The organism is Lyngbya confervoides BDU141951 (genome assembly GCF_000817775.3).
Classification (GTDB): Bacteria; Cyanobacteriota; Cyanobacteriia; order Thermosynechococcales; family Thermosynechococcaceae; genus Lyngbya; species Lyngbya confervoides.
Genome location: NZ_JTHE03000039.1, coordinates 1 through 11,391, shown reverse-complemented (window position 1 = coordinate 11,391; position 11,391 = coordinate 1). Strand labels below are relative to the sequence as shown.

At 51.8% G+C, this 11,391-nt stretch carries 12 protein-coding genes; 7 read left to right on the top strand and 5 right to left on the bottom strand.

Annotation, left to right across the window (positions count from 1 at the left end):
* The 4 genes from QQ91_RS06140 to QQ91_RS06125 all read left to right on the top strand — a co-directional run.
* A partial coding sequence (locus QQ91_RS06140) for a WD40 repeat domain-containing protein (protein ID WP_166281130.1) occupies positions 1 to 536 on the top strand: 536 nt, incomplete at its 5' end.
* A gap of 236 nt (positions 537 to 772) precedes the next feature.
* On the top strand, positions 773 to 1,360 hold the full coding sequence (locus QQ91_RS06135; RefSeq protein WP_166281128.1) for a Uma2 family endonuclease: 588 nt from the start codon (positions 773 to 775) through the stop codon (positions 1,358 to 1,360).
* A gap of 15 nt (positions 1,361 to 1,375) precedes the next feature.
* Entirely contained in the window at positions 1,376 to 1,906 is a 531-nt protein-coding gene (locus tag QQ91_RS06130; protein ID WP_166281126.1) for a hypothetical protein, read from the top strand.
* A gap of 2 nt (positions 1,907 to 1,908) precedes the next feature.
* The gene (locus QQ91_RS06125) at positions 1,909 to 2,550 is read left to right on the top strand and encodes a hypothetical protein (RefSeq protein ID WP_166281125.1); all 642 of its coding nucleotides are present in this window, start codon (positions 1,909 to 1,911) and stop codon (positions 2,548 to 2,550) included.
* Positions 2,551 to 2,745: 195 nt separating this feature from the next.
* On the opposite strand, the gene QQ91_RS06120 is transcribed toward QQ91_RS06125, so the two are convergent.
* Positions 2,746 to 4,821 carry an SUMF1/EgtB/PvdO family nonheme iron enzyme gene (locus QQ91_RS06120; RefSeq protein ID WP_250833272.1) on the bottom strand — a complete coding sequence of 692 codons (2,076 nt, stop codon included), beginning with the start codon at positions 4,819 to 4,821 and terminating at the stop codon, positions 2,746 to 2,748.
* A 118-nt stretch (positions 4,822 to 4,939) separates the two neighbouring features.
* Here QQ91_RS06120 and QQ91_RS06115 point away from each other — a divergent pair, with 118 nt between their 5' ends.
* Positions 4,940 to 5,188, top strand: a complete 249-nt coding sequence (locus QQ91_RS06115; RefSeq protein ID WP_166281123.1) for a DUF2191 domain-containing protein — start codon at positions 4,940 to 4,942, stop codon at positions 5,186 to 5,188.
* Complete coding sequence (locus QQ91_RS06110) at positions 5,185 to 5,634, top strand: type II toxin-antitoxin system VapC family toxin (RefSeq protein WP_166281121.1); 450 nt, start codon at positions 5,185 to 5,187, stop codon at positions 5,632 to 5,634. Before QQ91_RS06115 ends, QQ91_RS06110 begins: the two co-directional genes overlap by 4 nt.
* Here QQ91_RS06110 and QQ91_RS06105 read toward each other — a convergent pair.
* From QQ91_RS06105 to QQ91_RS06095, 3 genes are read right to left on the bottom strand one after another with little or no spacing between them, the layout of a single operon-like run.
* The gene (locus tag QQ91_RS06105) at positions 5,631 to 6,428 is read right to left on the bottom strand and encodes a VWA domain-containing protein (protein ID WP_201277353.1); all 798 of its coding nucleotides are present in this window, start codon (positions 6,426 to 6,428) and stop codon (positions 5,631 to 5,633) included. The two genes, QQ91_RS06110 and QQ91_RS06105, sit on opposite strands and share 4 nt — an antisense overlap.
* A complete protein-coding gene (locus QQ91_RS06100; protein ID WP_166281119.1) occupies positions 6,428 to 7,642 on the bottom strand; it encodes an FHA domain-containing serine/threonine-protein kinase in 1,215 nt (404 codons plus the stop codon). Before QQ91_RS06100 ends, QQ91_RS06105 begins: the two co-directional genes overlap by 1 nt.
* Before the next feature lie 15 nt (positions 7,643 to 7,657).
* Positions 7,658 to 8,551, bottom strand: coding sequence for a PP2C family protein-serine/threonine phosphatase (locus tag QQ91_RS06095; protein WP_166281117.1), 894 nt, complete (start codon positions 8,549 to 8,551; stop codon positions 7,658 to 7,660).
* Positions 8,552 to 8,694: 143 nt separating this feature from the next.
* Here QQ91_RS06095 and QQ91_RS06090 point away from each other — a divergent pair, with 143 nt between their 5' ends.
* Positions 8,695 to 11,043 carry a transglycosylase domain-containing protein gene (locus tag QQ91_RS06090; protein ID WP_166281115.1) on the top strand — a complete coding sequence of 783 codons (2,349 nt, stop codon included), beginning with the start codon at positions 8,695 to 8,697 and terminating at the stop codon, positions 11,041 to 11,043.
* Between the two features lie 147 nt (positions 11,044 to 11,190).
* Here the strand turns inward: QQ91_RS06090 and QQ91_RS06085 are convergent.
* Positions 11,191 to 11,391: formylglycine-generating enzyme family protein (locus QQ91_RS06085; RefSeq protein ID WP_166281113.1), on the bottom strand; the 201-nt coding region annotated here is incomplete at its 5' end.

Below are 11,391 nucleotides of genomic sequence, written 5' to 3'. Positions count from 1 at the left end.
CTGACCAGACCGTGCGGCTGTGGGACCTCGATGGCAACCCGATTGGAAAACCCTTCCAGGGCCATGAGGACTGGGTCTGGTCCGTGGCCTTCAGTCCCGATGGCCAGTCCATCGTCAGTGGCAGTTCTGACCAGACCGTGCGGCTGTGGGACCTCGATGGCAACCCGATTGGAAAACCCTTCCAGGGCCATGAGGACTGGGTCTGGTCCGTGGCCTTCAGTCCCGATGGCCAGTCCATCGTCAGTGGCAGTTCTGACCAGACCGTGCGGCTGTGGGACCTCGATGGCAACCCGATTGGAAAACCCTTCCAGGGCCATGAGGACTGGGTCTGGTCCGTGGCCTTCAGTCCCGATGGCCAGTCCATCGTCAGTGGCAGTTCTGACCAGACCGTCAGACTCTGGAGTCAGTGGCCTTGGACAGGATGGCTACAAATCGCATGCCAACATCTTTCACGTAGCGATCGGGTTGATAAGGTCTCAAAGGAAGCCCATCGGACTTGTCAACAGTATGTCTGGTCTAAAAGTGATACGGAGTAGTGGCCTTTCATTTGACCCAGCATCCTCGTTCACAGGATGATCCCTTCTAGTTCAGGAGTGAGCAATATTCAACCATAGTCAGATTATGTAGGTCATATTTCTAAACCCAAGTATACGTCAATGGCGCTTTCCGTATACTAGGCAGAAAAGACCCATTATCTTGACTTTGACTAAACTTTGACAAACAAGCCGTGGTATAATCCTGGAACGTTCTTAGATCTCCTGAAAAGGTTGCGATGACTGCCGTCACCCTTGATCTATCACCCATTGCAACACTCAGCGATGCTCAGTTTGACCAGCTCTGTGCCGCAAATCCTGAAATCAAATTAGAGCGCTCACCCAAAGGAGAACTTGTGATTATGCCTCCTACTGGTGGTGAGACTGGACGCATTAACTCCAAACTGACTTCGCGTTTCGTGGTCTGGAATGAGAATTGTGGACTGGGGGAAGTTTTTGACTCGTCAACCTGTTTCAGAATGAAGGCCTCCGGTGGGGGCGATCGCTCACCGGATGTGTCTTGGGTTGAGAAGTCGCGCTGGAAAGCTCTTTCAGCGGAGGACCGGCGCAAGTTCCCACCGATCGCGCCTGATTTTGTGTTGGAACTCCTATCCCCAACCGATAGCCTCTACGCCACACGAGAAAAAATGGCGGAGTACCTGACGGCGGGGGTTCGCCTGGGGTGGCTCATTAATCCTGAGAACCAAACGGTTGAGGTCTATCAGCAAGACCAGCCAGTTAAGACTCTAGAGAAGCCTGAGGCGATCTCAGATGAAACCGTATTGCCAGGATTCCAACTGAGCTTGGATTGGCTCTGGAATTCATAGCTGCAGTTGAACATCATGGCTCGTCCTACTTCCGAAAAATGCCGCCGCTGCGCCCAGCAATCTGTGGAGGTGGCCCAGGCCAAGGATTGCTGGGAGGGCCAAAAGTGCCACGTTCGGCGATCCAATTACAAAACGCGGGATTTGCGAAATCGACAGCGCCGCAAGCAATATCGGATGACTCAGGAGGGATCTCCTGTAGAGGCTGAGGGCTTGACTGCCACTGGGGGATCGATGACGACCCAGGTGATCGCGGTGCCGGTGCCGGAGTCAGTGGCGGCCATCGTTCATCTCTGGCGGCAGAACAAGACTGCGCCGCTTCACGCCATCGGTGCGGAGCTGCTCCGAAATGGGGAGAAGGCGATCGTGGTGGAGCCGGTGCATACCCTGGGCTGGACTGCGATGCAGGTCAAGCAATACATGCGCGACGTGCTGCAATCGCTCTCTGAGCATGTGGGGCAAGAGATTGACAAGTTTGAGGCTCAGGTGGAACATGGGCCGGACACATGTCGGATTGAGGATTGTCCGTTGCACAGGGCTGGGGGATAGCAATGCTCCAACTCGAACTTAACCTCTGGGACCAACTCAAAGAAGCTGAGGCTGCACCTACGGCGATCGCCTTCCAGCAGCTTTTGCTGTGCTTCGATGCAGAGTTGGAGCGGATGAGTGCCAAAGAGAAAATGCAGCAGGGGGCTGAGGCCATTCAACAGCTTGCGGAGTTGTTGGCCCTGCGAGCGGAATCCTATTTTGAGGAGTGGCAGCAGCGGTATGACCCTACGGGTCCCAGCCTGGAATCGGACGATTTTGCAGACTTGGTGCGGCAGAGCTTTAGCCTGGAGCTGGAAGACCTGATCACAGACCCGGATCCCACCTTTCGATTGCCCAATCAATCCGAGGGTTTCAGTCACTCCCTGGTTTCTGCAATGTCGAAAGATGACCTGCTGGAGCTGCTGGAAGACTCGGAGATTCAGCAAGAACCGGCGATCGCTCAGATGCCCTACGATGAGGATGTTTCAGCTTGGATTGCCCTAGTGCGATCGTGCTTGGAGGCGCTTGATGGGCGATCTGAGTTGCTCGAGGTGATTCGAGGGACGGCGCTCAGTCCGGTGATGGTCTGGATGGCACTGCTCCTCGGGGGATTCCGGCTGGAGAAGCAGGGGGATTTTTACCGAGGAGACGTGCTAGTGGGGTAGGGGCGATCGCTTAATACCGGTCGGAGACTATCGCGGGAGCAAGCTGAAAATGTATGGTCGAAGACCGACCGTAGGTCATCACGCTAACGCGCGAAAGGAAAAAGATGCTTATCATTACCGATAACAGGCGCAGAGAGGAAACGACAAAAATCATTTTGTAGTGGAAAAAGGGTAAAAAGGCAAGAGAGCAAAGGGCTAGGAGTTCCTCGAAGCAGACATCGCCAACCGAAAACCGTAGAAGTCGTACCGAACGCCCGGAACATTCCTGTCGCGATCCGCCGAACGGCAGCTCCCCGGATCGTAGACCCAGGAGCCGCCACGCAGGACACGCCTTTCTCCACTCCCCGATTCCCAGGCGCTCCCATCACTCGGCGCTCCGTTGTAATTATCATGCCAACGATCTTGACACCATTCCCAGGCGTTTCCATGCATGTCGTACAAGCCAAACCCATTGGGCGGGAAAATTCCAACCTCCGTTGTCTGCTCGCGGTATTCTCCCTTGGGCCCAGAACCATAGCTGTAGTTGCCATTGTAATTGGCAAATGTTGGACTGAGCGTTGCTCCAAAGTAAAACGGGGTCGTCGTTCCTGCTCGACAAGCATATTCCCATTCCGCTTCACTCGGTAATCGATAGGCTCGCCCCCTTTGATTCGATAGCTTCTCACAAAACGCGATCGCGTCGTTCCAGCTCACGCTCTCCACAGGGCGATTGGCTCCCTTGAAGGCGGAGGGGTTACTCCCCATCACCGCCTCCCATTGGGCTTGGGTCACCGGGTAACGGCCTAAATAAAAGCCAGGCACGTTTACTTCATGTTGTGGCCCCTCAGCATCCGTTCGCTCTAGTTCTCCCGAGGGCGATCCCATGGTGAAACGTCCACCGGGTATCCACACCATTTCTAGCTCAATACCTGTCTTGAGCCGTTCAACGTAGGCTTCAGCCGTATGATTGATGCCTTCTTTGATTGCTCCATCGCGATTCAGCGTGACAACCTCAAACCTAAACTGTTGATGCGCTAGACCTGGCTTCCCGGCGCTTTCTTCTTTTCTCTCTAAAACCTTCAAATACAAATCCCCTCGTTCAGGCCCTCGACGACTGAATTGTCCTTTTGCCTTTAACCGTAGTAATTGGCCAGACTTTACACCTTTAGGAATTTTGACGACGACCGAACCATCACCCAGCTCAATGCTTTTACGGACTCCTTCCTTCATCTCATAGGATGTTAACCATAGGTCTTGACGGATATCGAGCTGTTCTTCAATCTCTTCGATCTTGATCGCCTCTGATTTTATCGATTCCCTAGAGGGCAAATGAGCCGTCTGCACGGTCGTATACCGCTCATATCGACTCCACCAGGCACTGACATTTCGCGGTCGCTCGGAAATCTCCAATCGAAGCGCCGCGCTCACCATCGATTGCCATGGCTCCTTGAGCGACGGTTCCCAGCTCTTCGATTTCCCTAGTACCCGACTCAAGGCTCCAGGCGGGAGCTGACCCGCTAACATTTCATGCAGTACCATCCCTAGCTCGTAGATATCGCTGGCACTGCCAATCTCTCCGGCAATCATCAATTCAGGGGGGGCATAGTCCTCAGTCCGCGCAATCGTACTGCTTTCCGTCTGCTCTCGCCGCGCTGCCCCAAAATCAATCAGGACAACCCGGCCTTCATCAGTCAGCATGACGTTATCCGGCTTAATATCCAGGTGATACAGCGGTGGATCTTGACGATGAACTTCATCTAATGCTGAAACCAAGACGTTCATAATTTCTACAACACGAGCTTCGGACAAGCCGCTTCCCGCTGCTTTCGCGATCGCCAACTCATCCTTCAGCGTTCGACCCTCCAGGAGTGTCATCACTAGGTAGACCGTGTTGTTCTCCTCAAACAGATTGAGGACCCGCACAATGTTGGGATGAATCAGCCGAAATAACACGCGCCCTTCACGCTTAAACCGATTCATCCAGCGATCGTAGGGTTCTTTATAATCACTGGTGCGATAGATGAGGTGACCGGTCCGGCCTTCTCGACGCGCGTAGTCCTGGGGATAATATTCCTTAATCGCTACTGAGCTATCAAAGCCTCTTGAATAGGCCCGATAGGTAACGCCAAACCCACCTCTGCCCAAAACCTCTTCAATTCGGTACTCGCCCCCAGCAAGAGTCACCCCCGGTGCTAATAAATCTCGATACAGATCTTCAAAAAGAACGCCACAGACGGGACAAGTAGGTAGACTTGCCGATATTTCAGAGGTTCTACAATTGATACAGCGCATAGGGCTCCAATGGGACGCTCGGAGTCACTTTATCTTACAGAATGAAGGCCGGGAGAATAGAAACTATGTTATCGTGATAACAACCCATTCTTATTGTTAGCTTAATGTGGGTACCCATATGAAAACTACGGTTGAACTCAATGATGCTCTGATGGTGAGGGCTAAGACGTTAGCCTCGCAGCGTCAGCAAACCTTCAAAAGTATTTTAGAAATGGCCCTGCGACAGTTTTTAGATGACAACTCAGAGCCTCAAGGTGCTTTCACGCTGCGCAAACATTCCTTTGGCGGGCAGGGCATCAAACCTCCTTTAAGGGAAGGGCATTGGACCGAGATTCGGGAGCACATTTATGAGGGCCGGGGTGGGTGATCGCTGTTGATACCAACATCCTCGTGTACGCCCATCGCGCAGATTCAGAATGGCATCAGCCTGCAGATCGTTGTTTGACAGGGCTAGCAGAATCTGGCAATCCCTGGGCAATTCCCTGGCCCTGTCTGCACGAATTTTTGGCAATCGCCACCCATCCGCGTATCTATGATCCTCCTACTCCGTTAAACGATGCGATTGAGCAGGTGAACTGCTGGTTAGAAGTGCCCACCTTGGTTTTGCTGAGTGAAAGTGCAGGGTACTGGGAGTCTCTTGAACCCTTGTTATCAAAGGGGCGCATTCTTGGACCCAAAGTTCACGATGCTCGCATTGCAGCCCTTTGCCAGCAACATGGGGTGACAGAGTTGTGGACTGCAGATCGAGACTTCAATCGCTTCTCATCAATTCATGCGATTAATCCCCTCGTAAACGCTAAACCTGAAAGTTAAGCTCCCATCGTGGCTTGAGAAATGGTTTTCTGTAAGGAGATTAACGTTCGTTTGAAGTGCTCTGCCCTGGCTCGAAAATCTTCTCCTTTTCCAAGCTCAAAAGCTAAACCTTTACGACCTGTAAACAACCGAAGATACACTTTGCTCTCCTCATCTTGAGTGTGCATCACGGGATAAAATTGGTGAATTCCAGCTTGGTGAAAGGCATTCAGAACTTCATCAACGCTCTGCACCTCTCGATCTGGGATATGAGGCGGCGCATCGGTGATCAACACAATCACTTTCTTTGCCTCCGGCTCAAAGGGCTGCTGGGTGGCGTAGAGCAAAGCATCTAAGCTACTTTCCGGGCGATCGCCCCCACCCCCAGCCTTCAGCTTCCCCACCTGCGCCTGAAAACTTTTCGCATCTTTCGTAAATACCTCTCCATCAAAGGTCAACACTCGATGCTCCTCTCCATAAAGGCGATCGCGAAACTCTAACAACCCGACGCGCGACTCGACTCCATCCTCTTCTATTGCTTCTACCACACTAACAATCGCGTCGCGTATCGCATCAATCTCACCCTGCATACTGCCAGTGCAGTCTAGGACAAACAGAATATCCGCCTTAGCTTGCGATCGCTGGGCAGCAAACGCCTCCATCTTGGCGTTCAGCTTCTCGGCAATCGATACAGGCTGCGTCTGCTTTACTGTTTCGCCTGTGACCTCCTCCTCAAACTTCAGACCGCACTCATTACAAAATTTGGCCGCATCGGCATTGGCTGCACCACAATCTAGACAATTTTTTGCCATCATTAACTCTCCTCACTGAATTCAACTCGTAGAAACACATCCCCTAACTTCAAGCGATCGCCGTGCTTAAGCAGAACGGTTTGACCTTTGGGGAGAACCCGACCGCTATGTAAAGTTCCATTGGTGCTTCCATTATCGCCAGCACTGTATTGTTTGCCATTGCGTGAGACCAGCAAATGTCTACGACTAATACTCACATCATTGCCAGCAATATCTCCTCGACCAATAATTCGAGTTTCTCCTTCCGCTAAGTCGAGGGGTAGACAAGCATTCCGATTCGTCCCTGACTCAACCCATAGCATCGGGAAACCCAACGTGAACTTAGGCTCAATGATTTCGGTCGGCTCGAGTTCCCTGATATTGAGCAGGTCTAAAATTGCGTCAATGCTATCAATGCGTTCCTCTACCTGGATCTTGACCATCAACGCGATCGCTTCCTGACTATTTGGATATATCTCGCCGCTAAAATCCCTCAGATCAATGGCTTCTGTAGGCTCCGGTTTACGCTTAAGATAACCATTGAAAAAATGCTCAAGTCGATTCCAGCCCTGCCGTTGCCAGAAATGTTGACCCATTTCTAGCTCATATAGAATATGACCGATAGCATAGATATCGGTGCGGGCGTCGGCCAGTATTGAGCCTTCAATAATCGCTTCTGGCGGCAGGTAGGGGGGCGTCCCCATAATCTCTCCAGTACGAGTAATCCCTTTTCCCCGAAATTTGGAAATCCCAAAATCAATAATCTTGAGCGCACAAGCAGGGTTGACCAAAATGTTATTGGGTTTGAGATCCCGATGAATAATGTTATTTCGATGGGCATCTCGGACTCCCCAAAGCAACTGTTGAAATATTTCTCGTTTCTGTTCCAGCGTCAACTCCCTAGACTCAAGCCAATCGTCCAGGGACCTGGCTTGATAATATTCAAATAAAATCAGGTAAGTTGCCGCATCCCACTGATACAGCCCAACTGACGGAACGATATAGGGCGAATCAATCATAACGTCTGCTTCCAATTTGACCCGATCGCACAGGACACTGTCGGGCTCCAGATCCTGGATCACCTTGAGAGCATAGAGTTGATTGGTTTTGGGATCACGGACTTTCCAAACGCTCCCAAAGGCCCCGGTTCCCAGCAGTTCTAACAGCTCAATCTCAGTAATATCACCCATCTCGACTGGGATACGACCCGAGGGCATGAGCTCAAGCGGTTCGGTCACAGTGTCTCCTTATACCTAACTTGGTTGCATGAGGGTACGATTAGAGGACAGACCTTGATGGGCTTCCCTGATCGTTTCCGCATCATGTCTGGTATGTACTGGATGCTGCCATAAAACTAGCGTTTGGTTGTCCTTGCTGTCCGCAGCTCGGGCGGCCTGGATGAGTTGTTCAGCGATTTCTTCCAAAGGAGCTTGATTTTCTAGGATGGACCCAATGGTCTCGTCACTCAAATCTCCATTGACTCCATCGGAACAAAGTAAGAGGCGATCGCCCACCGCAAGCGGTATCTCGTAAAAGGGCAACGGGTCAGGCAGCTCATCACAACCCAGATAGAGTTCCAACACGTTTTTGTAAGAATGATGTTCTGCCACTTCTGGACTGATTTGTCCCCCTTTTAGTAAGGCATTCGTCACAGTATGGTCTTCCGTAATCTGTCTTAATTCTCCTGTTGTTCCCTGCCAATGATATAAGGGGCTATCGCCCAGATTGCTCACCCAAGCCCGATCATGACTGACTAAAGCTAAGACTAGGGTCGCGCCAGCAACGCCCCAATTATTACTGCTGATCATCCGTTTGAGAAAAGTGTTCGCCTGGGTTATCGCCGAGTAAACGGCTGCTTCTATTTGGGCAGTAGTTCGGGGAGGAAGCGGGCCTTTCGGGTTGATACTGGGCCGAATCAGCAATTCCTCTAGCAGGGTTCCACTAATTTTTCGCAGACCTTCCTGACTCACATCCTCTCCATGGGCATGCCCTCCCATTCCATCCGCAATACTGAGGAGATATAGCGGACCATTCATCCCTTGCCCTGGAAGAGAAAGCACCTGGACACTGTCTTCGTTATTGGGACGCTGATTGACTTCGCTGCGAACTACACATTGAACTCGCTCGTCCAGGGGCACTGTCGTCATAACCATTCCCGACTGGAATCAAAATTTCATTGTATTCTAGCAAAGCCTCGTCCTGTGATTCTAGATGTTAAGTTTTCCGACACCTTTAAGATTTCTCGCGTAAAATATCGGCCTATAGGGTCTTGTATGGTAACTGATTGAGCATGAGCAGGTTGATCCGGACCGTTCAACGCTGGCTGGCAACTCGACTGAAAAAATTAGTGCGCTGGGTTGAGACTTGGCCAACTCATTCCCTCAGCCGCTTCTATCGAACGACAATTCCAAATATTCGGCAGTCTATGACTCGACTGTGGAGTGTGGTTCCAAAACTCAAACCCTTTGCCAGCGTTCCTAAACTCATTGTTGAAAACCCGCAGTCTGACAAAAAACGCTCCACCTACCCCCTGCTTCGCCAGTCTTATTTCTTTGGTCGCGATCCCAACCAGAGTCAGATTCAAATTAAGCACACTTCCGTGAGTGGGCAGCATTTTTCTCTGCATCGAACAGAGTCCGGTAATTACAAGATCCTGGACGAAAACTCCCGCTATGGACTGTACTACCGCGGTCAGCAAGTCAAGGAGCATTTCCTCAAACCTGGCGATAAACTCTCGCTCGCTGATCCCCGATTGGCCGATGTCGTTACTCTCACGTATGAATATCCAGCTCCGTTACCCCATCGACTGGAGAAGGGGAGCGCCTATGCTGCTATTGCGATCGCCCTGGGCTTGGGTCTGCTTTTCCTGACCCCGATTCTTCCCAATGTCAGTCGTCTCCCAGAACTGAATCTCAAACCCACGGTTGTCCTGGCTCGCGGAGGGGAGGAGCTGTTCAATCCGTTGACCTTTAGCCCCGAATTTAAGCACCGGAACTCCCAGCGCCTCAAAGATTTTCCTCAAGCGGTGCGCGATGCCCTCCTGGCTTCCGAAGACAGCCGATTTTACTGGCATCCAGGGGTTGATCCCCTTGGGATTACCCGAGCAATTGCACTACGGGGCTCCGGCCAGGTTCAGGGAGCCAGCACCCTAACCCAGCAGGTTGCCCGCAGTTTATTTCCCTACGTGGGTGGCAGTGAGTTTACTCTCACACGCAAAATTCGGGAGGCGTTGGTCGCCCTGAAGCTAGAGATCTTTCACAGCAAAGATTTTGTCCTGCTAGCCTACCTAAACAATATTTACCTGGGCGATCGCATCTACGGCTTTTTAGATGCTGCCCCGATATATTTTGGTAAGCCCTTGGGGCAGACAAATCTGCAAGAGGCGGCAACCCTGGTGACGCTCCTTCCCCAGCCCAATCGGTTTGCCTACGGGATGTGCGATCGTGATTCTTCGGTCCATCAAGAACTTAAGAATGCCCGCGATCGCGTGATTGAACGCATGGCGGATCAAGGCCGGATCAAGGCTCAAGAGGCGGTGAATGCGACCCGGACACCCATCCAACCCAGTCCAGACTTTTGTCGCAACCTCGATGCGGTTCAAAAGGCTCCCTACCTTACCGATTACACCCTCTATCGCGAGTTTCCAAAACTGCTAGCCATGAAGGCTGATGAAGGAAATTTCGTCATTTCTTCCACCCTGGACTATCCGCTACAACGAGAAGCGACCGCCAGTCTAGAGCGGGCTTTGGCACAGCACGGCATTCCTGAACGGTTTGACCAGGGGGCTATATTAACCCTGGACGCCCAGACGGGAGGTATCTTGGCGATGGTAGGCGGCAGAAACTATTCCCCAGGTAGTTTCAATCGAGCAATCGATGCACAACGACAACCTGGATCAACTTTTAAGCTCTTTACCTATTTGGCTGCCTTGGAAAAGGGAATTGAACCTAGCGATCGCTTTTCCTGTGCAGCTCTTGTCTGGCAGGGGCAATCCTATGATCCTTGTCAGCGAGCAGGTGCCCAAGGTTCTATTTCTGTAGCACAGGGGTTCGCTCTCTCGGAAAATCCCATCGCTTTGCGGCTGGCTCAGAAGGTGACAATCCCCACGGTTCTCGAAACGGCGAAACGCCTAGGGGTTAGTTCGGCATTGGAACAGACTCCAGGGGTAATCCTTGGGCAAAGTGAGGTCACCCTTTTGGAGATGACCCGTGCATACACAGCGATCGCCAACGGAGGCAAACTCGTCCGAGCCCACACTATCGCTCAAATCCAAGACAGCAACCGTTGTACGGATAATCAGCAGGTGGAAAGCTGTACCGTAATCTATAAGAGTGATTTGGAACCCCAAGCCCAGCAACAAAAGATTCAGCTAGAGGACACTCAGGCTTTGACTCAGATGCTACAGCAGGTCGTTGATGAAGGAACTGGCACCAATGCCACGCTCGCTGGGGTCAGCGTGGCTGGTAAAACGGGCACAACGGACGATCGCCGAGATTTGTGGTTTATTGGCTTTCTTCCACAGCAACAATGGGTGACTGGCGTTTGGCTCGGGAATGACTCTGGGGAGGCGACCAATTCAGAAAGCAGTCGTGCGGCTCAGGTCTGGGCTGATTATATGGCTAAGGCAATTCGGCAATGATCTAAAACCATGCTTGTTCCCTATTGCGATCGCGCTGACGCGTGAAAGGAGAATTTGTTAATCATTGCCTCCTATCGTTGCACATCAGTATATTTCATGAAATCAATATGTACTGGGAAAAGGGTAAAAAGGCAAGAGAGCAAAGGGCTAGGAGACCCTCGAAGCAGACAACGCCAACCGAAAACCGCCGTTGAGGTCCCGACCGCCCGGAACAAACCTGTAGCGATTCGCCGAACGGCAGAACCACGGACCGTAGTCCCAGGAGCCGCCCCGCAGGACACGTCTTTCTTCACTCCCCGATTCCCAGACACTGCCATCTGTAGGCGCACCATTGTAATTTTCGTGCCA